Here is a 21,801-nt window from a genome sequence, read left to right on the forward strand (position 1 = left end):
AGGCGGCTAGCCGTTGGCCCGCTCAATGACCTCTTTAGCTAGGTCGCGGTATTGCTTGGCAGCCTGCGAGCTCGGTGCCCAAGTGGTAATCGGCTCACCGGCTACCGAGGTCTCTGGGAAACGCACGGTCCGCGTAATCACCGTGTCGAAGACCTTGTCCCCGAAGTACTCGACTACCCGGTCCATGACTTCGCGGGCGTGGCGGGTGCGACGGTCAAACATGGTGACCAGAATGCCCATGATCTCCAGGTCGAAATTGATGCGGTCAGCAACCTTCTCCACGGTGTCGGTCAACAGCGCGAGGCCGCGCAGGGAGAAGAACTCGCATTCCATCGGGATAATGACGCCTTGCGAGCAGGCCAGCGCATTGACCGTGAGCAGGCCTAGGGAAGGCTGGCAGTCAATGATGATGAAGTCATAGTCCTTGCGTACCGGGCGCAGCGCTCGGGCCAAGGTGTGCTCGCGGCCCACCTCGTTGACCATCTGAATCTCTGCGGCGGAAAGATCAATGTTGGCCGGAACCAGGTCGAGCCCCGCGACGCCGGTGTGCACGATGGCAGAATGCACCGAGACCTCACTATCGAGCATGACGTCGTAGATAGTGTCCTGAATCTGATCATGCGTCAGCCCTAATCCGGCGGACAGAGCGCCCTGCGGGTCCAAGTCAACGAGGAGGACTTTACGCCCCAACTCCGCCAAGCATGCTCCCATGTTGATCGTGGATGTGGTTTTCCCCACTCCACCTTTCTGGTTGCACATGGAGATAATCGTGGCGGGGCCATGCTTTTCCAATGGCTCTGGTTCCGGAAGCTCCCGCAGTGGCCGGCCGGTCAACCCGACCTGTGTTTCGGAGGCCTCAAACAGTCCCTCGTCGCTCACAGTCACACCTGCTTCCTTGACCTGTACGGCTCTAGTTAGGCCATCTTCGCGTTAGCCCTGCGGCACTCACCGGCGCCGCACTCTTACATCCTTGTGATTATAGGGTACCCCCTTGAGCACCCGCATCGCGATTATAGCCAGCAAAAGCCGCCACATAAAGCCTGGAAGCTAGACTACGAGAGGTTTTACTTCCGGTTCGAACGGAACCGACGGAGTGCGAACCCAGCGACCAAAGCGATGATGCCGAGTGCCGCAATCCCCGCTATCACCGCGCCGGCGCCAAGGCCTGTATCAGTGCCTGATTCTTCGCTAGCTGTCGTGGCGCTGTCGCTATCAAGCTGCTGCTCTGGAGGCACGTCGGTGGTGTTCTCTCGGGTTGGGTCTGTGAGTGTCACCACCAGCTCTGCCGACTGGGTGTCCTCGTTGATGAACTGCATGATGAAGGGGTTGTCGGGTTCCATGCCCTCTGGGTAGGTCAGGGTCATGGTGCGCGAGCCCTTATCAATGTCGCGTTTCACGCCCTCGATAAACTCCCCTTCCGCGTTGAGATAACGCAGCGTGACGCCCTCATCCTCAAGATGCTTGAAACGGTTGTAAAGGTCCAGTGCTTGTTTCAAACCTAGCTTGGCGTGAATGGTCTGGCCTTCGATGGTGGATTCTAGGTTGACATAGGACGTGTGGGAATCATCCACGCCTTCCCAGCCACGGCCCGTACGGAGCGGTTGCGCGTGGCCGGTGCTGGAACTATCCGCACCGGTCACCGCTCCGCCATCGCTTGTATCGTCTGTGACGTCGCCGTTTCCACCCAGTTCTTCGTTACCTTGCTGGTTCTCTGCGGCCCCCGGCCCCGGCTGGCCACCACCAAGGCGCCCCGGATCGACGCTTTCGGCAGCGTCGTTGAGTTCCTCGGCGGTGACATCGGCGTCAGCAACGAGCACGATGGTCATGGTCACGCCCTGGTAGGTCACTGGAACGGTAATCTGTCCACCTGCTGGCGGGGCCGTCACCGTAGCAGTGCCACCTGAGGCGCTCACATTCCACCCATCGGCGGCCACGGAGACGTCGACAGGCACCGGCAGGGAAACCGTCGTGGTTTGTCCAGCCGGCACGGGGATGGTGGCATCCTGAGCATGGGCAACTGCCGCGCCGAGCCCTGTGAGCCCGCCCTTCGCGCTCACCGGGTTGGCCGCAACACCGGCAAGTGGAAATACGGTGAGCGCGAGAGCAATCGCAGCCCCGCGAAAGGTCCGGGAAGCGCGAGCAGATGAAGTCATAGAAATCCTTTTCATTGATGTAAATCGAACTGAGTCTAGGCGCCTTTAGGCGCGTGGATGAGCAGTACGCCACACCTCGCGAAGCGAATCCGCAGTCACGTGCGTGTAAATCTGCGTCGTCGTCACGGAAGAATGACCCAGCAGTTCCTGAACTGTACGCACATCCGCACCACCCTCCAGCAAGTGGGTAGCAAAGGAGTGACGCAGGGTGTGCGGAGAGATGTTGGCGCTCAAGTGCGCGCGCTGTGCAGCGGACTTGATGGCGGCCCATGCGCTTTGCCGTGACAGGGCCTTGCCCCGGGTGTTGAGGAATAGCGCGTGGGAGGCTCCAGTTGCTAAGACCGGCCGTGCCCGCACGAGATAATGCTCGACCGCTCTTACCGCGTGCGAACCCAACGGAACGAGGCGTTGCTTATCGCCCTTGCCGCTCAGCAGCAGAATATCGCGCACGGACGTCGGCCCCTCAGCCGTTACGTCATCCACGCTCAAGGAGATCACTTCGGAGATGCGCGCGCCCGTGCCGTAGAGAACCTCCAGCAAAGCGCGATCGCGGATGTCTATGGGGGTTGCGGATTCATCAGTGGGAATGGCGTTGAGCAAAGTCTCGACGTCCTCCACGCTGAGGGTCTCCGGTAGCGCTTGGGCCCGCTTGGGCGGCGAAACCTCCGCCGCGACGTCTTCTTCAATCATCCCCTCCGCGAGCGCAAATTTATGCAGCCCACGCGCGACGATCAGCGCTCGACTGGCCGAGGACTGGGCGAGGGATTCACGCAGGTACATGAGGTAGTTCTCCACGTGCGCGCGAGAAACCTGGCGCAAATCCGTGATCCCAGATTCCGCTAGCCACGACACGTAGCGATTGATGTCACGCCGGTAATTACTCACCGTGTTCTTCGAGGCACCTTTTTCCACCATGAGGTGCATCAGCCACGCTTGCCCAGCGGCGGCAGCGGGAGTCGTGCTGCTCACAGCTTCTTCAAATCCGGTCCGGTACGCCGGCTAGCCAGCGACTGCGGCCGCAACTCGAAAGGTGAATCAACCGGCCGCGGTGTGCGTCCTTCACGCACACAGGCATAGGCGGCGAGAATTCCGGCCACTGCAATAGAGTTCACAATCTCGCCGGCGAGGATACGATCGACGGCCTCCGCTAGCGGCACCCACGAAAACCCCATGTCGGCTTCTTCATCACCTGTGGCCTCGAACTTGGCGACGTCCCGCAGCCCACGCGCCACGAACACCCGTACGGCTTCTTCACAAAAGCCCGGGGAGGTCACCAGATCGGTCAACACACCCCAGTCCTCGGCGGCCAGTCCGGCCTCCTCTTGGAGTTCGCGTTGTGCGCCACTGAGTTCATCTTCACCTTTGACGTCGAGCAAACCGGCTGGCAGCTCCCACAGGCGTTTGCTCACACTGTGGCGGTACTGCTCCACCATGGCGACTCGGTTGTCCTCATCCAAAGCCACAACGGCCACGGCACCGAGGTGCTCGACGATCTCCCGCTGCGCCACGACATCTCCCGGCATCACAACGTCATCACGGCGGACGGCGATGATGGGGGCGTCGACAAGCAGCTCGCTTCCCACCGTACGAAACTCGTGTGGCATTTAGAGATCCTTCGGCAGCGCCGGTGCTGCGCCCTCGGCATTCGCTGCAGAACCGTACACGCCGCGGCCGCCATCGAGCTGCTCCTTGACGGCCAAAACGCTGGCCATCTGGGAGACCGGGTGGTCGATGGAGTCCACGGTGCTAATCCCAGTCTTGGCCGCCCGGAGCTTTTCCAACACTCCGCCATCCCCTGCAGACTGCACACGCCCGGCATACACCATGGCGGCGTCCGCGGACTCGAAACCTTCCAGGAACTTGACGGTGGTGTCGATAGCGTACTTCTTGCCAGCGCTGTCTTCGTCTTCTCCCGGTGTCAGGCCGCCGCCGACGATTACGACCGCCTGAGCGGGCAGGATCGTGCCATCCTTGTAGTCGATGTAGCCGGCATCGCGCAAGGCACGCAGCAAGGTCGCCCGATCGTCGACGGTGGCAAGCGGTTGGGTGGTCTTAGCATCCATCATCAGCCCGGCAGCAAGCGCTTGGCCGGCATGAGTACCGGCATCGATCTTCTTCTTATCGAGCTTCGCCCCTGCCGGCAGCGTGGTGGTGACGAGGGACAACAGCTTGTCTGCGGATTCCTGGGCCAGGAATTTTTCGGTCAGCTTGATGCTTCCCGCGTCGGTGGAATCGGCGGAGCCGAGAAGATCCTTCACAGCCGTGACATCGGCATCATTGGCGTCGGGCATGCTGAGTACCATGACCGGACGCTGGACTAGAGTGCCGTCGACGACGTAACGGCCGAGGTCCCCCATCACGGAATCAGCGGAATCCAGCTGGGCCTTCGCAATGTTGTGGTCAAGCACCAGCTTGCTGTATTTTTCTCGGACCTCGTCGTTGGACTCCCCACCGCGCCCCGGGGTGGAGTCCATGTTCGGTGCGATGACCAACGTGCCCAACGCAACACCAATGGCTGCACCGAAGCCAAGGCCGGTGACAATCAGGGATTTAGGCGAACCCATTATTTAAACCACCCCTGCACGCTCAACGCGAAGTTGTTCCACGTATCGATCAGGTTCTGCAGGAATGATTCATCGCCACCCAGGCCCACGATGAGGATGACCACGGCCAGCGCCACGAGGATGCCCAGCAGCGCCCACAGCCATCCCATTGCGCCGGAATTCGGCGCGGCGTAGAGGTTGATGACGGCGTCCGCGTCCACGAGGCGCGTACCTGCCTTCATATGGCATAACAGGGCTGCGGGCGTGGCAGTCGGCTCGTTGGCAAAGATGTCATCGAGATCGAGGGCGCCCCCAACCTGCACAATCATCTGCGCTTCGTGGTAGTCCGCGAGCAGGAGTGCAAGATCCGTTGCTGAGTCTGTCGCAGCCGGGAATGTCATCGCGCCGATTCCCAGATCCTGAATGCGCTCGAGTCCTTCCGCAGTGCCGTCCGGCTCAGCTGGGAGAATAACTTGGGCACCACTGCGCAGGGTTTCAGAGCTCACTTCCGAAGGATTTCCCACGATGAAGTTAGGCTGATAGCCCAGCTCAACCAACGTATCTGCGGCAGAGTCGACACCGATGATGACGGGTTCATACTCGCGGATGAAGTTGCGCAGCAGCGTGAGCTTTTTGCGGTGCTCCTCAGAGGGCGACACCACGAGGACCTTGCGTCCCGCCATGACGGAACCAGCATCCGGAACGCCAAGGCCATCGATGAGGAGCGGGCCTTCGGAGTGGATGAACTCGATGGAATTGCCAAAGTAGGCTTCCATATGGTCGATAAGTTCGCGTTGCGCGGAGGAGAAGTTCTTCTCCGCGCGGTCCCGGGTAACCACCGTTCCAGAAGACAGCTGGGTATCCCCCACATACACCGTCCCGTCCTCAGTAAGACGCGCCTTCTTCCCGTCCTTGAAGTTGCTGACGAAATCTTGGCCCACGCCCTCGATAAGGGTGACGTCGGCGTCGAGAAGCATGTGCGGGCCATAGTTCGGAATGGAGCCGGTAGAAAACTCCGCCACGTTAATCACAGCAGCTGGTTTCATATCCACGAGGGTCTGGGCCTCTTGGCGGGAGATGTTGGCGGCGTTGATGACTGCGAAGTCACCGGCGCTGAACTTCTTCATGCCCTTGCCACCCGGGGTGCAATCACGCAGCGCGCCGTGTTCTCCAGGCAGATCGGTGTTACGGGAAAACAGACTCATGCCTGACAGTTTCCCCTGTTAGGCGCTCAATGTGTGGAAGGCGCGCGGAAACTCTCTACTTCTGCTTGAGCCCGGTCGAAGAGCTCCTGGGCATGCGCGCGGCCAGTCGCGGTGTCATCAAGACCAGCGAGCATGCGGGCGAGTTCCTCGACGCGTTCCTCGGCGCTCAAATCCGCCACGCCTGAGGTGAATTTCTCCTTGGACACGTGCAGGTGCGAATCCGCATAGGCAGCCACTTGGGGCAGGTGGGTCACGCAAATGACCTGGTTGGTGATGGACAGGCGCGCTAGCCGACGCCCAATCTCCACCGCCGCGCGACCACCCACGCCGGCGTCCACTTCGTCGAAGACCAAGGTGGTGCCGTCGCCGCTGGCGAGTACCACTTCCATCGCCAGCATGACGCGGGAGAGCTCACCGCCGGAGGCGGCCGAGGCCAAGGGCTTTCCGTTGAGTTGGAATTCCACTTCATCCGCGCCCGACTTGGAGTACTTCGCCTTGTGCACGGCGACCGTCAGTGTGGAATGAGGCATGGCCAAGCCGTGAATCTCCTCGGTGACCTGCGAGCCCAGCTTCTTCGCTGCCTTGGTGCGGGCGGCGGTGAGCTTCTCGGCCTTAGCCACCATTGTCTTTTCGGCCGCCATTACCTCCTTCTTCAATGCTTCGAGGGCCTCGGTGGAGGTGTCCAACGTCGCGAGTTTCGCTTCTGCCGCGTCACGCCAGGCCAACACCCCATCGATGTCTGCGGCATACTTACGTGTCAGGCGCTTGAGCTCCTGTTGGCGCTGCAGGGATTCCTCGAGGAGGTTGGGATCTGCGGGGAGATTTCCCAGATACGTGGTGAGCTCAGCGGCAATATCGGTCAATTGCGTGGTGACCTCGCTCAATCGCTCCCCGAGCCGCGCGAGTTCGACGTCGCTGGCCCCAGCCAATGCGGTTTCAGCGGTGCCGACGAGGTTGACGGCGGTGTCCTCATCACCGAAACCTTCCCCGCCGTCGAGAGCGCTCAGCGCGGTGGCGGCTCCCTCGCGCAGGGCATCAACATCCTGCAGGCGCTTAATGAGGGTCACGAGCTCTGCGTCCTCGCCCGGTTCCGGGTCAAGGTCCGAAATCTCCGTTATCGCGAACTGGAGCCGGTCGACTTCCTGTGCCATCTCACGCCGTGATTCTGTACGGCGCTGGTAGTCCTTGGCCAACGCGCGCCAGCGGCTAAATGCCTGGGTATATGCCTCGCGGACCGCGTCGACTGCAGGGTCGAAGCGGTCAATGGCCGCCAGCTGTTGATCAGTAGACAACAGCCTCAGCTGATCGTTTTGCCCGTGGACGGTAATGAGATGGGAAGCGAACTCCCCCAGCGTCGCCGCTGGCACCGCTCGCCCACCCAGGTAGGCCCGCGAGCGTCCCGCAGCCGACACCGTGCGGGAGGCGATGTATTCGCCGTTCTCATCGGGCTCTCCCCCGGCTTCCTCGACTAGTTCCGCCACGGCCTTCGAGTCAGAAGAAAAGTGCCCTTCGACGGCAGCTTTGGAGGCTCCTTCGCGCACGCGCGAGGCATCAGCGCGCCCTCCCGCGAGCAGGCGCAGTCCGGTCACCACCATGGTCTTGCCAGCACCGGTTTCACCAGTGAGCACGGTGAGCCCCTGCGAAAGCTCCGCGGTGGAGCTTTCAATTACACCGAGATCAGAAATGCTGATATCAACGAGCACGGAGAGTTATCTTCCTTCCTGGTTACGCGCTAGAGCAGGTTAATGCCGCGGTCCGCGCCAGCCTTCCACGGGAAGGCGCAGCTTGGACACAAGCCGGTCAGTGAAAGGCTGGTGGTCAAGGCGAACCCACCGCACCGGCCGTTCACCGCGCACGATTTCCACGCGTGAGCCTGGGGGCATGGAGATTTCCCGAAAACCATCGAGGATCACCACGGCGGGAGTCGTTGCCGATGCCGATTCCACCGCTACCTGTGAATCCGGAGACACCACGAGCGGCTTGGTAAACAATGCGTGCGCGTTATTCGGCACCACCAGGATGGCATCGAGCGAAGGCCACAGCACAGGGCCGCCGGCGGAGAAGGCATAAGCCGTGGAGCCCGTAGGGGTAGAAATAAGTACACCGTCGCACCCAAAAGCGGATACTGGGCGGCCATCCACTTCGAGGATGGCATCAAGCACTCCGGACCTGTTGAGGTTTTCAATCGACGCCTCATTCAGCGCCCAGCTGCGCTCACGCAACGCGCCTTCCGAATCGAAGACGCTCACGTCGATGGTCAGGCGGTCTTCGACGTCATAGGACTGCTCGATGACGCGCACGAGCGCACGGTCTAGGGACTCCGCTTCCCATTCTGCGAGGAAGCCCACGTGCCCCAAGTTGATGCCCAACACCGGAACGTCCACGGCGCGGGCCATATCCGCAGCGCGCAAGAACGTGCCATCGCCTCCGAGCACCAACACCAGTTCGCAGCCCTCTGCTGCCGCTGGTGTATGCCGGACGTGCTGCAGCCCGGGAAGCACAGTATCCGCAGCACAGACGCGCACCTTAATGCCTGCCTCCTGCAGCAGCTCCGCGGCCCGGTGGGTGGCGGCAAGGTTTTCCTCGCGACTGGCGTGCGGGACAAGAAGAATTTCACGGCGCATGGTGCCATCCGCGGCGCTGGTAGTGCTCACTGAGGTCCTTCCTTAATTGCCGTTTCGATGAGTACGTCCAGCCTATCCTCCGGGGTGGACATCCCGTCCTTGACCAGCCAGAGGAAATACTCGACGTTACCGCTCGGTCCCGGTAGCGGGGAGGCAGCCACACCTTTTACGCTTAGGCCGAGCTCCTGAGCGAAGACCGCCACGTCCTTGGTTACTTCCGCGCGAAGCTCGGGTGACCGCACCACGCCGCCGGCGCCAATACGGTCCTTACCTACTTCAAACTGTGGCTTGACCATGGGCAGTAACCACGCGCCATCGACCATGCATTCCACGATGGCCGGAAGCACCAATTTCAAGGAGATAAAAGATAAGTCACCCACCATGGCATCGCACGGCCCACCGGTCTGCTCTAGGGTCAGATTACGAATATTCGTGCGGTCTAACACGGTAACGCGCTCATCGTTTTGCAGGCGCCACAACAGCTGCCCGTAGCCCACGTCAACCGATAACACCTCCGCGGCACCGCGGCGCAAACAGACATCGGTAAACCCACCGGTCGACGCTCCTGCGTCCAACACGCGCTTGCCCTTCAGATCCACGTCAAAGGCTTCAAGTGCGCCCAAGAGCTTGTGTGCGCCTCGCGACGCCCAGTCATCCCCCTCACTGGCCTCCACCTTGATGGATACCTCTGGTTCCACCACCGTGGCGGGTTTGGTGGCCTTGAAACCACCAACCGTCACGCGGCCGGCCTTGATCATCTCAACAGCGTGCTCACGTGAGCGCGCGATCTTTCGGCGTACCAACTCCGCGTCAAGACGGCGACGTTGCGGTGGCATAGATAGGTCCTCTTTCCCCTACATTCCTTGGTGTAAAGTGCTAGTTGTCTTGAAGCGCATCCCGCAGCACGGTGTGGGCACGGTCCAGCTGGACCAGCTCCTGCTCAAGAGATTCCGATGGCTCGTTAAGAATCGCGGCGATGGACGCATCCAGCTTTTCTGGGGCAAGCACCGCCCGCGGGTCATGGGGCTTTACCGCCATGTGGATACTACCCTTTCAGCAGCCTCGCTCCGCGGCTGAATATAGCGAGGAGGTTCAGCGCCCGCCCAGGCTACTTCCAAAACCGTGCGCAGCGCCTCGACCGAAGTCGACTTCTCATCGCCTCCTTGGAGGACAATGTCATAGCCGTCATACCGAGCCCGGAATCCACCCTGGGCTCCTGGCCGTGCCTGTGCTTCCGAGAGGGATAGCTCGTGGAAGCCCGCGCCGATGAAATTGGGACGTGCCTCCGGAATGGCTTCAATAAGCGCCAGCTCACGAGACACACCGGTCAACACGTGGAACGTATCCATCGCTGCGTTATTACCACCGACGATATCGGTGTCCAGACGGTCGCCGACAGCAAGGGGTTTGGTCGACCCCACCAGCTTGGCCGCCTGCGTAAACATAGCGGGCTCCGGTTTGCCTGCAGAAATAGGTTCAACGCCCGTGGTCGAAACAACAGCCGCGACGAGCGAGCCATTGCCCACGGCCATTCCTCGCTCCGTCGGCAGCGACGTATCGAGGTTGGAGGCGTAGTATTTCGCACCTTGATTGATAGCAAATGCCCCCTCGGAAAGCTGTTCCCAACCGACCGACTTATCCATGCCTTGCAACACTGCCGCAGGCTTATCATCGGCGCTGTCGACTACTTCGAACCCTGCCTCACGGGCCAGAGTGCGGAATGAGTCAGCGCCGATAACGAGAACCTTGGTTCCTGCCGGGAAGTCCTCACGGGCATTCTTGACTGCGGCTTGCGCGGAGGTAACAACATGGTTGGCATCCGTTTTCAGTCCAATTTCTCCCAGCATGCCAGCCACGGTCTGGGGGCTGCGGGAAGCATTGTTCGTCACGTACACCGCGGGAACACCACAGGAGTTAATAACGTCAACGACGCACTGGAGGGCCTGTCCTCCCTCCCACACGGTTCCGTCAAGATCTAGCAGCAGCGAATCGTGGGTCTTGAGAATACTCATTACTTACATTCGGCCAGGCGCTCCGCGGCGTCGGTCCAGTCTCCTTCATCGATGTCAACCGCATGCTGGAACCATTCCTGTGCCTCATCCTTACGGCCGGCCTCCAGCAGAGCATTGGCGTAAGCATAAGAAAGGCGGCAGGCAGACACGCCTGTGGCGTCCTTGTTCGGCTGCGCGCGCTGAATCGTGACCACAGCAGAATCTGCCTGACCCATGTCTAAGCGTGCACCTGCAGCCACGATTGCCAACTCGATGGCATCCTCCGGTGCCAGCTCCTTGGCCTCTTCGCTGCGCCACAATTCCACGGCCTTCTCTGGGCGACCAAGGCCACGTTCACAATCCGCCATCACGGCAAGCAATCCAGGGCCACCGGAAATGCGGCGCGCAGCACGCAACTCCGCCAGAGCTTCCTTCCACTCCCCAGCACGGTAGGCGGCGATTCCATTCATTTCACGCGCAACCGATACGCGTCCAGCGCGATCCTTTGCCGCGCGCGCGTGGCGAAGTGACAGCTGCGGGTCATCATCAAGCCACGTTGCCGCCATAATGAGATGCTTGGCCACTGCTTCGGAGTTTTCCTTCGATAGCGAGGAGAGGTCCTGCAGCACAGAAGGATCCAGGTCAGTGATATCGATATCAGATGGCAGATCCGGGTCCGTCATGCGGCGATTGATCCGCTCCTCACGGTAACCCGAACGCTGCGGATGCGAGGCCTTGTGCTTATCACGATCGTGGCCCTGCCGATCGTTGCGGCGATCCCCACGACGAGGTTTAGCACCAGCGCGACCGCCACGGCGATCATCGCGGCGATCGCCGCGACGCTCTTCTCGACGCCCCGATGCGCCGCCACGCTTCTCAAACTTCCGGCCACCAGAGCGGTTGTTTCCCCGGTTGCTTTCCGAGGAACCTTCGCGGCCACGCTCGTGGTCGCGGGAGTTAGATTCAGACATTAAATCCATGCACTTTCTGCGGTAGACGCGTCCGTATGTACCGAACCAGTGTACAGGTCAGCGGCCCGAAACCGGCAATGCACCGACTGGTGAGTGAAATGACCCACAACCATGGCTAATAGTCAAAATTCACGGGCCATCAGGCAAGGAATCAAGCCGTTCCAATGGCCAACCATGCCGAACGCGATCCAAGCCCGCAGCCACCTGTGAAGCGGACAGCCCATGTTCCACGCTTCCGTCGTCCAACGGCCGACCACGAACGACGGCCCAGAATGTCCACCCATTATTGCGGATTGCATCAAGGCGAATACCCTGGCGGTCACGCACCATGACAGCGCCTTCCCTAATCATTCGGTCCAACCTCAGCCCCTCCACGGACACCTCGAGCATCCGGGACTCGCCGTTTGGCGCCACGACCAACGCCTTCGTGGCATAAAAATTCCCTTTCTTCCCACGCCTGGCATTCTCCTCATCGTGAAAAAGACTGCCAAGGAGAACCGGATAAAAATCGATCCAGCCATTCTTCCAGGCCCTATTAATGCGAAGAGCAAACAGCGCATGTTTAGCGATGAGAAACAAAAAATAAAGGAGCGACGCGCCAAGAAGAAACGCCAAGAGACCCAGAACCTTGAAGCTGTTAAGAAGCAAGCCCACAAAGAAGATGAGTCCCGCTGCCAAGACCATCGCTCCGAAAAACACAAGCCCACCACGGATATCGCGCACTTGCGGAACAGGCTCTACTGATTCAAAGACCGGACAAAGGTTGTAGGGAGAGGGGTTCTCGTTCTTTCTCCCGTAGGGAACAGCCTTCAGTTCCTTCAGAAAGACCGGGTTATAAGAATGAGTAAAAGAAGCCGAAGTCTGCGGGAACCTCATCGCGTTCTCCTTCGCTATCCCGCCAAAAGTTGATACCGACCTCATTCTAGTTATAAAGCACGAAAAGGAAACGACATCCCGCTATCAATACAGTGCTGGTGGCCAACGATTTACTGCGAACTTCCTTTCCCACGTTGACGAACGGATTGTCTTCGGAAGGGAATTCATTGACGAGATTGTCCATTTTGCAAAGTCTCCTTTCAACTTCCGGGAGTTTTCTACTCCTATATCGCAGCCTATGGGGAAAGACTGTTTAATGTAAGGTTCCCGAAAGATTATTTAGAGTATGCCGCGGGTGACAGCGTTGTCTTCGCGGATGATCTCCTGACCGATGCGCTTCAGGCCGAGGGAACGCAGCGTGTCACGCTGGTTCTGCTTCCTACCAACAGTGCCCTTGATCTGACGGATCTTCAGTGCCATGGGTTATGCCCCCTGTCCTGCAGCACGAGCGCGCAGCATGGCTGCCGGAGCAACCTCTTCGAGGCTCTTGCCACGACGTGCGGCGACCTCTTCTGGGCGCACGAGCTCCTTGAGGCCGGCCACCGTTGCGTGAACAACGTTGATGGCGTTCGGCGAGCCGAGCGACTTGCAGAGAATGTCCTGGACGCCAGCGCACTCCAGCACCGGGCGGGCTGCGCCACCGGCGATAACACCGGTACCTGGTGCAGCCGGACGCAGCATGACGACGCCTGCTGCGGCCTCGCCCTGCACCGGGTGGGTGATGGTGCCGTTGATCATCGGGACACGGAAGAAGTTCTTGCGAGCTTCCTCGGCACCCTTCTGGATAGCAGCCGGGACTTCCTTGGCCTTGCCGTAGCCGACACCGACCATGCCCTGGCCGTCACCCACGATCACCAGAGCGGTGAAGCTGAAGCGACGACCACCCTTGACGACCTTGGACACACGGTTGATGGTGACGACGCGCTCGATGTACTGGTTGCGCTCGTCCTGCTGGTTGTTGCGACGATCGTTACGGCCACCGCGGTCGTTGCGGCCGCCGCGCTCGTTGCGATCGTTGCGGTTGTTATCGGCGGAGCGTCCGCCGTTACGGTCACGTTCCGACATCACGCGTTCCTTCCGTTGGAGTTCATGGTGTTGGTGGTCATTAGAACTTCAGACCACCTTCGCGGGCGGCGTCAGCCAGAGCGGCGACGCGGCCGTGGTACTGGTAGCCAGCGCGGTCGAAGACGACTGCCTCGATGCCAGCTTCCTTCGCACGCTGTGCGATCAGTTCGCCAACCTTGGCGCCACGTGCCTTCTTGTCGCCCTCGACTCCACGGACCTCTGCTTCGAGGGTGGACGCAGCGCACAGGGTGTGACCGACGGTGTCGTCGATGACCTGAACGTGCATGTGACGAGAGGTACGGTGCACAACGAGACGTGGAGTCTCTGGGGTGCCGGACAGGGTCTTGCGGATACGGAAGTGGCGACGTGCGCGAGCGTTGCGACGGCGGGTGGAGATGTCCTTGCCCACCGGCAAACGCTGGCCTTCCTTGTTCGTTGCGTTGTTGCTCATTACTTACCCGTCTTTCCATCCTTGCGACGGACCTGCTCGCCTTCGTAACGGATGCCCTTACCCTTGTATGGGTCATCCTTCCGCAGACGGCGGATGTTAGCGGCGATCTGTCCAACCTGCTGCTTGTTGATGCCTTCGATGGAGAACTTGGTGTTTCCGTCGACGGCAAACTTGATGCCCTCAGGCGCCTCAATCAGGACTGGGTGAGAGTAGCCCAGTGCGAACTCCAGGTTCTGGCCCTTGAGCTGCACACGGTAACCCACACCGAAGATTTCCATCTTGATGGTGTAGCCAGTAGTAACGCCCACGACCATGTTGTTGATCAGGGAGCGGGACAGGCCGTGCAGGGAACGGTTCTTGCGGCGGTCATCGGGGCGGGAGACGACGAGTTCTTCGCCTTCCTGAGCCACGGTGATTGGTGCCGGAATCTCTTCAGCCAGGGTGCCCTTAGGACCCTTGACTTCAACGTTCTGGCCGTTGATGGTGACGGTGACGCCAGAGGGGACGGTCACCGGTGCCTTGCCAATACGAGACATGGTTAAACCTCCTCTTACCAGACGTAGGCGAGGACTTCTCCGCCCACGCCCTTGTTGTTGGCCTCACGGTCAGTCAGCAGACCCTGGGACGTGGAGATAATAGCCACGCCCAGGCCACCGAGAACCTTTGGCAGATTAGTGGACTTTGCGTAAACGCGCAGACCCGGCTTGGAAACACGACGCACGCCAGCGATGGAACGCTCGCGAGATGGGCCGTACTTCAGGTTAAGCTCCAGGGTCTTGCCGACGGTCTCGTCGTTAACGGAGTAGTCGGCGATGTAGCCTTCCTGCTTCAAGATTTCGGCGATGTTGGCCTTGATCTTGGAGGATGGCATAGACACGGTGTCGTGGAACGCATTGTTTGCGTTGCGCACTCGTGACAACATGTCCGCAATCGGATCAGTCATGGTCATGTGAAGTGACCTGTTGCCTTTTTCGTTACGGTTCCCGTGCTCACCCTTGATGAATCGCGTGTACCGCACGATCGCTGGCTACTCACGCTCCGCCTAACTCAGTAGTTAGGGGTGCTCGCTGCCTTTATCCGTGCGGCCGCTTCGGGCGAGGGGCCTGTAACAAAGTGGATGTACAGTTTTTCTCCCTTGTAGCGGGAGACTCTTTCCGCAGGTCATGTGGCATTCCCGGGATTTTGACGCGTTAGCGTCGAAAAAAAGAACATGGGGGTACCTACCTACGGCAAGACCTGACTAGCCTAGCAACCAGCTAAAACATGTCCAAATCCCTGCTCAGAAGCATAGAGCTGAGGTGTAGGGTCGGCGCCATTCAGGGCCGACCGACCTCACTAGCCGCACCTGCTGGCTCACACACTCACCTGCACAGCTCCACAATCCCTCCTTGTAGTACTTTGATTAGGCTTACCTTGTTCACATAAGCTTGCTCCCGTTAAGATCATGGACTTTCACGCGTCAAGGAGGAATGCATGGCTATCTCTACCCCGCATGCGCAATCCCCTTCTCAATCACACCTGGGGTCTCGCGCGGACGCTACTGCGGACGCTTCTGCCAGCGCTCCATCAGGTAAAATCCCGCGTCGCCTCGTCGGCCTCGGCGTCCTTTTCCTCCTATTGCTCGCCAGCATCGTTGCCAGCATCGTGTTTGGATCACGGCAGATCCCTTTTGGAGAAGTGTCCGCCGTGTTCCGCGATCTCGGCACGGCGTTCGGCCACGCGGAGGGGCTGAATGTGGATCAGCGCGTGATCGTCGAGCTCCGCATTCCCCGCACCCTGTTGGGCCTAGTCGCCGGTGCTGCCCTTGGCGCCTCCGGTGCATTGATCCAAGGGCACACGCGCAACCCTCTCGCGGACACGGGCATTCTCGGCATCAACTACGGGGCGTCCCTGGCCGTGGTTGCCAGCTTCTCCTTGCTGGGTGTGACGTCCGTGTGGGCTACCAGCATGTGGGCGTTCGGTGGGGCCATCGCTGCTACTGCGTTGGTGTTTAGTTTGGCGTCCATAGGAGGAGGACAGGCCAATCCAATGACGCTGGTCCTCGGCGGCGCGGCTTTGTCCGCGGTCCTCAGCGCCATCATCAGCGGTTTTATCCTCACTGACGATGCCAATCTGGATCGCATGCGCTTCTGGACCGTCGGCTCCATCGCGGGCCGGGATCTCACCGTGTTCTACGGCGTGCTGCCGTTTATCCTGGTGGGCCTCCTGCTGGCGTTCATCACGGCACCGCAGCTAAACCTCCTGAATCTGGGCGATGACATCGCCTCCGGACTGGGCATCAACACCCAGCGCGCCCGCCTGATTGGCATGGCTCTGATCGCACTGCTGGCCGGTGCCGCGACAGCTGCCGCCGGCCCCATCACCTTCATCGGCCTGGTGGTCCCGCACCTCGTGCGCGCCATCACGGGCCCTGATTACCGCTGGATCCTCCCTTACTCTGCCCTGACGGGTGCGGTGATGATGCTGTTCGCAGACGTGGTGGGCCGTCTGATCGCTCGTCCGGGCGAGTTGCAAGTAGGCATCATCCTCGCGTTCGTGGGCGCGCCGTTCTTCATCGCCCTTATTTATCGACGCCGGGTGGTGGCCATTTAATGAGTTCCCTCCTTGCCCGCCCTACCTCTTCCACTATCCCTGGGCGCCCGCCATTCCGCGTGGGCTCATTTTCTGTGGTCTGGCGCCCTCGCGCGTTGACGGTGTCTCTATTGCTGCTCGTGGCGATCGTCTTGCTAGCGGCGGTCTCCATCGGCCTGGGTGACTATCCTGTGTCCCCGGCTCGTGTGCTGGAGGTGCTGTTCACCGGCCAGGGCACCCGCATTGAGCGTCTGGTGGTTTTGGATTGGCGCATGCCTCGTGCGCTGACGGCCATTCTGGTGGGCTGTGCGCTGGGATTATCCGGAGCCCTCACTCAGTCCGTGACTCGCAATGCGCTGGCCAGCCCGGATATCTTGGGCTTCACTACGGGCGCGTCCGCGGCCGCGGTCACCGTCATCACTCTGGGTGGTGGCGCTGGTGGTTTCCTCGGCTGGCTCAGCAGCATCGGCATTCCCTTGGCCGCGGTGCTTGGTGCGGCTGTCACCGCAACGGTGATGTGGGCTCTGGCGTGGAGGAGATCGACTGATTCCTTCCGGCTAGTGCTGTTCGGCATCATCATCTCTGCTCTGTTGACCTCGTATATCAACTTCCTGATGATCCGCACGGAGTTGCGCGATGCCGCGGCCGCGCAGTTCTGGCTTACTGGCTCCCTGAGCACTGCGGACTGGTCCAAGATGTGGCCCATCGCCATTGTTGTGTTGGTGTTTACACCGCTGCTGGCCTGGATTGGTCACCAACTTTTAGCCACCTTGCTGGGCTCGGATACTGCACGGGCTTTGTGACAAAACGTCCAGGGTGTGCAGGTGCTTCTGCTCGCCGCTGCCGTGGCTTTGGCAGCAGTGGCGGTCTCGGCCGCTGGCCCCATCGGGTTCGTCGCCTTCGTGGCCCCACAGGTGGCGCTGCGCTTGTGCAACTGCTCTGCACCACCGCTTCTGGCCTCTGCGCTGACCGGCGCTGCGCTACTCCTGCTGGCAGATATCAGCACCCAAACTCTTCTGCCCGTAGAGCTGCCGGTGGGCATTCTCACCTCGGCAATCGGCGGTGCGTTCCTTATTTATTTGCTGGTCCAACGGAATAGGTCAACCACGGCATGAGAAAAGATCCCACCCTGGAAGTTAGCAGTGCCGCGAACAAAGAAGGACACATGACTCAGAAGCACAGCATGAGCGCACGCGGCCTCGCCGTGGGCTACGGCGACCGGACGGTCATCGAAGGCTTGGACGTGGACTTTCCTCGCGGGCAGATCACCACAATCATCGGCCCCAATGGCTGCGGCAAATCCACGTTGTTGCGAGCCATGTCTCGTCTCCTTCCGGCGAATGAGGGCGAAGTGCTGTTAGACGGCGCCGATATCTCATCCATCAGGCGCAAGGACCTCGCACGGACCATCAGCGTGCTGCCACAAACCCCTACCGCCCCGGAGGGACTCAACGTGGCTGATCTCGTCTCGCGCGGTCGGCACCCACACCAATCGTGGATCCGTCAGTGGTCGTCCACGGACGAAGCCGAGGTGCACAAGGCGCTGGAAATGACTGGCTCGATGGGGCTGGCGGAGCGCACCCTGGATTCTCTGTCCGGAGGGCAGCGGCAGCGTGTGTGGATCTCCATGGTTCTTGCGCAGAACACGGACATCCTGTTCCTGGACGAGCCCACCACCTACCTGGATCTGGCCACGTCGGTAGAGATTTTGGAGCTGGTGCAGCGTCTACGCCGAGAGCTGGATCGGACTGTGGTGATGGTGCTGCACGATCTCAACTTGGCTGTACGCTACAGCGATAATCTCGTGGTGATGAAGGATGGACAGGTCCTCGCCACCGGGCGTCCCAGCGAGGTCATTACCCCAGAGCTACTGCTCGAGGCGTTTGCCCTCAACGCGCTAGTCATCGAGGATCCTGTCACCGGCGGTCCGCTGATCGTCCCCAAGTGACGATCAGGGCTTAGTCCTCCATCAGCTCCTGGGCGGGAGTCTTCTTGGACTTCCGCCAGTTGATCATCGCGGAAATCACCACCGGAGTCACAGACACCAGCACGATGACGATGGCGATCATGTCGATGCGATCCGCAATGCCCGGGATATCCCCCAGCAGCACGCCAATGCCGACCATGCTGACAATCCACAGCACTGCACCCGTGACGTTCCATCCCACGAACTTCTTGTACGGCATCTCCGCGGTACCAGCGGCCACGGGAATGTAGGTACGCACGATCGGGATGAAGCGCCCCAGTACCAGAGCCAACGGCCCGTACTTCAGGAAGAAAGCCTCGGCTTGTTCGAGGTGCTCGGTTATGAGGATCTTGGCGTCGGGCTTAAACAACTTGCGGCCAAAGCGGTGGCCGAGCCAGAAACCTACCTGGTCGCCCAAGAACGCCGCGACGATGGCCACGCCCACCAGAATCGGAACGTTCAAGCCCAGCTGATCGCGCAAGATTGCCGCGGTGACCAGCATGGAATCGCCGGGGAGGAACGGGAAGAGCACGCCGGATTCAATAAAGATAATCAGCGCAATGCCGCCGAGCGCCCAGCCGCCAAAGTTCTGGAGCAGGGTGGTGGCGTCCATGAGGTCGCTTAAGTGCACAGGGAATCCCTTCTAGAAAACAACTGGTCTATTCTTACCCCGGTTTCTGACCGGAATACAGGCAGCTCGCCCCTAGCGTGCATCCGTTATCCCCATGAGTGCCCGTCCCCTAGCCAGCAACAGCAAAACCGCCCCAGCACGTTCATGCGGGGCGGTTCGGCAGTTGATTCAGACTACTTCGTGGCGTCTGCCAACGGCTGCTCGATCTTGTCCAGCAGGTAGTTCAGGCTCAGCACGGTCTGCCATCCGAAGGCCTTTTCCAGGTCGCCTTCCAGGTAGACACTGTGTCCGTCCTTCACGGCGGGCAGCTTGCCCACGATCGGATCCTCGGTCACAGAAGCCTTGCTCTGCTTCGGAGAGTAAGACAGTTGATCCCACACCAGCACGTCAGAGTTGATCTGGTCTGCGTTTTCCTTGGAGACCTCACCGTAGAACTTGTCCTTGGTGATGCCCGCGTAGGCCGGGTTGATCTTGAATCCCAGCTCGGTGAAGAAGCGGCTACGCGGATCGCCCTCGGCAAAGACAGCCAGGCTCTCGTCGGAGACAGTGGCCACGCCGAGTTCCTTTTCGGCCCATTCTGGGTGGCGGCCCTTGAGCTCTGCGAACTTCTCCTTGACCTGCTCCACCTGGCGCTTTGCCTCTTCAGGCTTGCCCACGGCCTGCCCGATCTCTTCCGTGGTCACGTCCCATGGTTGCTGTAGTTCTTCGTATTCGCCCTTTTGTACGACGACAGGGGCGATCTCAGACAGCTTCTTGTACGTGTCTTCATCGATGTCCGAGTACACGGCCACGATGAGGTCTGGATTGTCCTTGGCGATGGCTTCCGCGTTGACTTCTGTGTCCTTGTCGATCCGAGGAGTGTCGCCCTCGATCTTGTCATTGGACCAGTTGCCCGCAGCCTGACCATCCGGGGTCATTCCGTCCCAGTACTTCACGGAGACAGGAGTAACTCCCAGCGCCAGCAGTGCGTCCTGATCCGTGTAGCCCAAGGAGACCACGCGCTGCGGGGCTTCCTTGATTTCGGTGGAGCCGTAGCGGTGCTCGATGGTGGTGGGGAATGCGCCCTGCTCGGCGTTGACTGCCTGGGAGTCCCCGGAATTTCCGGACTGGTCATCAGTCGAGCAAGCGGTCAGTGCCGCGCCCAAGGTCAGCACAGCAGCGGTGCTAACGAGAATCTTCTTGAGTGTCATTTTTCTCCGTTGTTACTGGTGACGGATTTCCGCGCGAGGCGTGGCCCGTACACAAAAGGGAAAGGTCAAACCTTTGGTTGGATATATCCAGCCCTATGTCCAAAGAATTCGGTGGCGGTCAGTTCCGAGTTGTCGTCGAGACGAACACGATCCAGAACAATCGCCGGCGCCGGCACGTTGGCACGGGGCGATCCACAGACCACCGCGATTCCTCCCTCGTGAGGGATGGTGACTCGGCCGGGGGTTCCGCCGAAGCGGCCCTGCGAGACGTGCGCGGAAAGCACGCGGACGCGCTGGCCTCGGAATTCAAAGTAAGCATTGGGGTACGGGTCGGACTGCGCCCTGACCAGCAAGGCGATATCTTCCGCAGGTTGGGTGAAATCTATGCGAGATTCCTGCTCGCCGCGCTTGTGGAAGTACGTAGCGCGGGTGGGATCTTGAGGTTGCGCAGTGGCGGTGCCTTGGGCGACGTCACTCAATGCGCGTTCCACGAGGGGCTCGATGAGGTCGATGGTCTTGGCCACGAGATCCGTGGTGGTGTCCTGCGGACCCACGGGGATCGCGCGCTGGGCAACGATGGGTCCGCCGTCCAGCACTTCATCCATCTCGTGCACAGTGACGCCCACGTGAGTTTCCCGGTTCAACAGCGCCCACAGGATGGGCGAAAATCCGGCGTACTCGGGCAGGAGACCATCGTGGACATTCAATGCGCCGTGCTTGGCCAGGCTGAAAACCTCGGGAGGAAGCCAGGTTCGCCAATTGTTGGCCACGATGATGTCTGGTGCAGCATCGCGCAACGCCTCAATGACGTCTTGACCCACGCGCTCAGTGACACACACCTGGAGCTCATGTTCGCTGGCGAGCTCCTCAACGGAGTCTGCCCACATTTGCTCATAAGGGTGATCGCTGGCAGGGTGCGTAACTACCAAAACTACTTCATGACCAGCATTGATGACCGCAGACAACGTCCGGTGTCCCCACGACTGATAGCCGAAAACAGCAACTCGCATGCAGGGGATGTTAGCTTAGGTTTACCTATGTAGTCAATGATGAAAGTGGCGCAATTTACATGCCAGACTCCCCGGACGTGACCACCCTTCACCGAATCTCGGTGCCCGCGGATGCGGAAGCCCTCGTTTTCCCGGACCCCTACCGCTCGAACGTCGAGCTCACCGAATCGATGTCCACCGTCGATGTGCGCATCCCGGCGCACTCAGCAGTGACCTATAGCTTTCAATCCGGCGAGCTGAAATATCCCGATCCACATAACGCACACGGCGCAGGCCCACAGGCGAGCCTATTGAGCGGCGATTCTGTGGACCAGACACTCTGGCCGCCTCGCTCCCCAGAAGTCATCGCGGACTTGCCCGGCGCACGCCTGTCCATCGACCGGAAGGTATTCGGCAGGCGCTGCACCGCGCGCCTCGATGACCGCGGTGCGGATACCACCGTGGTGTTTTTGGATGGCGATGACTGGATCCATCTGCATGACCTCACGGGCGCACTGGACCGGGCAGTCACGGCAGGGCTTATCCGGCCCTTCCGGTTTTAGAGTGCGTTGATT

The 21,801-nt window shown here is 60.3% G+C and carries 24 protein-coding genes and 1 pseudogene; 4 read left to right on the forward strand and 21 right to left on the reverse strand.

Annotation, left to right across the window (positions count from 1 at the left end):
- Positions 1-6: 6 nt before the first annotated feature.
- The 18 genes from HMPREF2807_RS04570 to rpsH all read right to left on the reverse strand — a co-directional run bounded on the left by HMPREF2807_RS04570 (position 7) and on the right by rpsH (position 14,828).
- Positions 7-879 (reverse strand): ParA family protein, encoded by an 873-nt coding sequence (locus HMPREF2807_RS04570; RefSeq protein ID WP_046649257.1) that lies wholly within the window; start codon positions 877-879, stop codon positions 7-9.
- A 185-nt stretch (positions 880-1,064) separates the two neighbouring features.
- Complete coding sequence (locus HMPREF2807_RS04575; protein ID WP_070510787.1) at positions 1,065-2,153, reverse strand: hypothetical protein; 1,089 nt, start codon at positions 2,151-2,153, stop codon at positions 1,065-1,067.
- Positions 2,154-2,198: 45 nt separating this feature from the next.
- Positions 2,199-3,077 carry a site-specific tyrosine recombinase XerD gene (gene xerD / locus HMPREF2807_RS04580; RefSeq protein WP_049154993.1) on the reverse strand — a complete coding sequence of 293 codons (879 nt, stop codon included), beginning with the start codon at positions 3,075-3,077 and terminating at the stop codon, positions 2,199-2,201.
- Between the two features lie 41 nt (positions 3,078-3,118).
- A complete protein-coding gene (locus tag HMPREF2807_RS04585; RefSeq protein ID WP_070510790.1) occupies positions 3,119-3,757 on the reverse strand; it encodes an NUDIX domain-containing protein in 639 nt (212 codons plus the stop codon).
- The gene (locus tag HMPREF2807_RS04590; protein ID WP_070510792.1) at positions 3,758-4,717 is read right to left on the reverse strand and encodes a copper transporter; all 960 of its coding nucleotides are present in this window, start codon (positions 4,715-4,717) and stop codon (positions 3,758-3,760) included.
- Entirely contained in the window at positions 4,717-5,901 is a 1,185-nt protein-coding gene (gene steA / locus HMPREF2807_RS04595) for a putative cytokinetic ring protein SteA (RefSeq protein WP_070510794.1), read from the reverse strand. Before steA ends, HMPREF2807_RS04590 begins: the two co-directional genes overlap by 1 nt.
- Positions 5,902-5,927: 26 nt before the next feature.
- Positions 5,928-7,604 (reverse strand): DNA repair protein RecN, encoded by a 1,677-nt coding sequence (gene recN / locus HMPREF2807_RS04600; RefSeq protein ID WP_070510796.1) that lies wholly within the window; start codon positions 7,602-7,604, stop codon positions 5,928-5,930.
- A gap of 39 nt (positions 7,605-7,643) precedes the next feature.
- A complete protein-coding gene (locus HMPREF2807_RS04605; protein ID WP_046649256.1) occupies positions 7,644-8,525 on the reverse strand; it encodes an NAD kinase in 882 nt (293 codons plus the stop codon).
- Between the two features lie 26 nt (positions 8,526-8,551).
- Positions 8,552-9,361: a TlyA family RNA methyltransferase gene (locus tag HMPREF2807_RS04610; protein WP_070510798.1), complete on the reverse strand. Its 810-nt coding sequence runs from the start codon at positions 9,359-9,361 to the stop codon at positions 8,552-8,554.
- Positions 9,362-9,401: 40 nt separating this feature from the next.
- Positions 9,402-9,563 carry a hypothetical protein gene (locus tag HMPREF2807_RS14010; protein WP_168167646.1) on the reverse strand — a complete coding sequence of 54 codons (162 nt, stop codon included), beginning with the start codon at positions 9,561-9,563 and terminating at the stop codon, positions 9,402-9,404.
- Positions 9,554-10,537: an HAD-IIA family hydrolase gene (locus HMPREF2807_RS04615; protein WP_070510800.1), complete on the reverse strand. Its 984-nt coding sequence runs from the start codon at positions 10,535-10,537 to the stop codon at positions 9,554-9,556. Before HMPREF2807_RS04615 ends, HMPREF2807_RS14010 begins: the two co-directional genes overlap by 10 nt.
- Positions 10,537-11,496 (reverse strand): tetratricopeptide repeat protein, encoded by a 960-nt coding sequence (locus tag HMPREF2807_RS04620; RefSeq protein WP_369816139.1) that lies wholly within the window; start codon positions 11,494-11,496, stop codon positions 10,537-10,539. Before HMPREF2807_RS04620 ends, HMPREF2807_RS04615 begins: the two co-directional genes overlap by 1 nt.
- A 120-nt stretch (positions 11,497-11,616) precedes the next feature.
- A complete protein-coding gene (locus tag HMPREF2807_RS04625) occupies positions 11,617-12,363 on the reverse strand; it encodes a hypothetical protein (protein ID WP_232751624.1) in 747 nt (248 codons plus the stop codon).
- 279 nt (positions 12,364-12,642) lie between these two features.
- A complete protein-coding gene (rpmD, locus tag HMPREF2807_RS04630) occupies positions 12,643-12,783 on the reverse strand; it encodes a 50S ribosomal protein L30 (protein WP_035004239.1) in 141 nt (46 codons plus the stop codon).
- Positions 12,784-12,786: 3 nt separating this feature from the next.
- Positions 12,787-13,428 carry a 30S ribosomal protein S5 gene (rpsE, locus tag HMPREF2807_RS04635; RefSeq protein ID WP_012359604.1) on the reverse strand — a complete coding sequence of 214 codons (642 nt, stop codon included), beginning with the start codon at positions 13,426-13,428 and terminating at the stop codon, positions 12,787-12,789.
- A gap of 40 nt (positions 13,429-13,468) precedes the next feature.
- Positions 13,469-13,879: a 50S ribosomal protein L18 gene (gene rplR, locus HMPREF2807_RS04640; protein WP_035004242.1), complete on the reverse strand. Its 411-nt coding sequence runs from the start codon at positions 13,877-13,879 to the stop codon at positions 13,469-13,471.
- Positions 13,879-14,415 carry a 50S ribosomal protein L6 gene (gene rplF / locus HMPREF2807_RS04645; protein WP_035004244.1) on the reverse strand — a complete coding sequence of 179 codons (537 nt, stop codon included), beginning with the start codon at positions 14,413-14,415 and terminating at the stop codon, positions 13,879-13,881. The genes rplR and rplF overlap by 1 nt, the downstream gene beginning before the upstream one ends.
- 14 nt (positions 14,416-14,429) lie before the next feature.
- Positions 14,430-14,828 carry a 30S ribosomal protein S8 gene (rpsH, locus tag HMPREF2807_RS04650; RefSeq protein ID WP_034986964.1) on the reverse strand — a complete coding sequence of 133 codons (399 nt, stop codon included), beginning with the start codon at positions 14,826-14,828 and terminating at the stop codon, positions 14,430-14,432.
- A gap of 524 nt (positions 14,829-15,352) precedes the next feature.
- On the opposite strand from rpsH, the gene HMPREF2807_RS04655 reads away from it, so the two are divergent.
- The 3 genes and pseudogenes from HMPREF2807_RS04655 to HMPREF2807_RS04665 all read left to right on the forward strand — a co-directional run bounded on the left by HMPREF2807_RS04655 (position 15,353) and on the right by HMPREF2807_RS04665 (position 18,398).
- Complete coding sequence (locus HMPREF2807_RS04655; protein WP_005325331.1) at positions 15,353-16,471, forward strand: FecCD family ABC transporter permease; 1,119 nt, start codon at positions 15,353-15,355, stop codon at positions 16,469-16,471.
- Positions 16,471-17,565 (forward strand): annotated as a pseudogene (locus HMPREF2807_RS04660) (FecCD family ABC transporter permease). The gene HMPREF2807_RS04655 and the pseudogene HMPREF2807_RS04660 overlap by 1 nt, the downstream one beginning before the upstream one ends.
- Before the next feature lie 50 nt (positions 17,566-17,615).
- Entirely contained in the window at positions 17,616-18,398 is a 783-nt protein-coding gene (locus HMPREF2807_RS04665; RefSeq protein WP_019176090.1) for an ABC transporter ATP-binding protein, read from the forward strand.
- Between the two features lie 10 nt (positions 18,399-18,408).
- Here the strand turns inward: HMPREF2807_RS04665 and HMPREF2807_RS04670 are convergent, their stop codons facing one another.
- From HMPREF2807_RS04670 to HMPREF2807_RS04680, 3 genes are all read right to left on the reverse strand, one after another.
- A complete protein-coding gene (locus HMPREF2807_RS04670) occupies positions 18,409-19,047 on the reverse strand; it encodes a DedA family protein (RefSeq protein ID WP_005325329.1) in 639 nt (212 codons plus the stop codon).
- Between the two features lie 173 nt (positions 19,048-19,220).
- On the reverse strand, positions 19,221-20,237 hold the full coding sequence (locus tag HMPREF2807_RS04675; RefSeq protein WP_005291893.1) for an iron-siderophore ABC transporter substrate-binding protein: 1,017 nt from the start codon (positions 20,235-20,237) through the stop codon (positions 19,221-19,223).
- A 65-nt stretch (positions 20,238-20,302) separates the two neighbouring features.
- Positions 20,303-21,247: a methionyl-tRNA formyltransferase gene (locus HMPREF2807_RS04680; RefSeq protein ID WP_005325328.1), complete on the reverse strand. Its 945-nt coding sequence runs from the start codon at positions 21,245-21,247 to the stop codon at positions 20,303-20,305.
- 77 nt (positions 21,248-21,324) lie between these two features.
- On the opposite strand from HMPREF2807_RS04680, the gene HMPREF2807_RS04685 reads away from it, so the two are divergent.
- A complete protein-coding gene (locus tag HMPREF2807_RS04685) occupies positions 21,325-21,789 on the forward strand; it encodes a hypothetical protein (RefSeq protein WP_232751625.1) in 465 nt (154 codons plus the stop codon).
- Positions 21,790-21,801 lie beyond the last annotated feature (12 nt).

It is taken from the genome of Corynebacterium sp. HMSC074A09 (assembly GCF_001811545.1).
GTDB classification, from domain to species: domain Bacteria; phylum Actinomycetota; class Actinomycetes; order Mycobacteriales; family Mycobacteriaceae; genus Corynebacterium; species Corynebacterium hiratae.

What these genes read in the sequence shown, in the direction of transcription:
- HMPREF2807_RS04575 (WP_070510787.1), bottom strand. Translation starts at nt 2,153, where the DNA reads ATGACTTCATCTGCTCGCGCTTCCCGGACCTTTCGCGGGGCTGCGATT.
- xerD (WP_049154993.1), bottom strand. Translation starts at nt 3,077, where the DNA reads ATGCACCTCATGGTGGAAAAAGGTGCCTCGAAGAACACGGTGAGTAAT.
- HMPREF2807_RS04585 (WP_070510790.1), bottom strand. Translation starts at nt 3,757, where the DNA reads ATGCCACACGAGTTTCGTACGGTGGGAAGCGAGCTGCTTGTCGACGCC.
- HMPREF2807_RS04590 (WP_070510792.1), bottom strand. Translation starts at nt 4,717, where the DNA reads ATGGGTTCGCCTAAATCCCTGATTGTCACCGGCCTTGGCTTCGGTGCA.
- steA (WP_070510794.1), bottom strand. Translation starts at nt 5,901, where the DNA reads ATGAGTCTGTTTTCCCGTAACACCGATCTGCCTGGAGAACACGGCGCG.
- HMPREF2807_RS04605 (WP_046649256.1), bottom strand. Translation starts at nt 8,525, where the DNA reads ATGCGCCGTGAAATTCTTCTTGTCCCGCACGCCAGTCGCGAGGAAAAC.
- HMPREF2807_RS04610 (WP_070510798.1), bottom strand. Translation starts at nt 9,361, where the DNA reads ATGCCACCGCAACGTCGCCGTCTTGACGCGGAGTTGGTACGCCGAAAG.
- HMPREF2807_RS14010 (WP_168167646.1), bottom strand. Translation starts at nt 9,563, where the DNA reads ATGGCGGTAAAGCCCCATGACCCGCGGGCGGTGCTTGCCCCAGAAAAG.
- HMPREF2807_RS04615 (WP_070510800.1), bottom strand. Translation starts at nt 10,537, where the DNA reads ATGAGTATTCTCAAGACCCACGATTCGCTGCTGCTAGATCTTGACGGA.
- HMPREF2807_RS04620 (WP_369816139.1), bottom strand. Translation starts at nt 11,496, where the DNA reads ATGGATTTAATGTCTGAATCTAACTCCCGCGACCACGAGCGTGGCCGC.
- HMPREF2807_RS04625 (WP_232751624.1), bottom strand. Translation starts at nt 12,363, where the DNA reads ATGAGGTTCCCGCAGACTTCGGCTTCTTTTACTCATTCTTATAACCCG.
- rpmD (WP_035004239.1), bottom strand. Translation starts at nt 12,783, where the DNA reads ATGGCACTGAAGATCCGTCAGATCAAGGGCACTGTTGGTAGGAAGCAG.
- rpsE (WP_012359604.1), bottom strand. Translation starts at nt 13,428, where the DNA reads ATGTCGGAACGTGACCGTAACGGCGGACGCTCCGCCGATAACAACCGC.
- rplR (WP_035004242.1), bottom strand. Translation starts at nt 13,879, where the DNA reads ATGAGCAACAACGCAACGAACAAGGAAGGCCAGCGTTTGCCGGTGGGC.
- rplF (WP_035004244.1), bottom strand. Translation starts at nt 14,415, where the DNA reads ATGTCTCGTATTGGCAAGGCACCGGTGACCGTCCCCTCTGGCGTCACC.
- rpsH (WP_034986964.1), bottom strand. Translation starts at nt 14,828, where the DNA reads ATGACCATGACTGATCCGATTGCGGACATGTTGTCACGAGTGCGCAAC.
- HMPREF2807_RS04655 (WP_005325331.1), top strand. Translation starts at nt 15,353, where the DNA reads ATGGCTATCTCTACCCCGCATGCGCAATCCCCTTCTCAATCACACCTG.
- HMPREF2807_RS04665 (WP_019176090.1), top strand. Translation starts at nt 17,616, where the DNA reads ATGACTCAGAAGCACAGCATGAGCGCACGCGGCCTCGCCGTGGGCTAC.
- HMPREF2807_RS04675 (WP_005291893.1), bottom strand. Translation starts at nt 20,237, where the DNA reads ATGACACTCAAGAAGATTCTCGTTAGCACCGCTGCTGTGCTGACCTTG.
- HMPREF2807_RS04680 (WP_005325328.1), bottom strand. Translation starts at nt 21,247, where the DNA reads ATGCGAGTTGCTGTTTTCGGCTATCAGTCGTGGGGACACCGGACGTTG.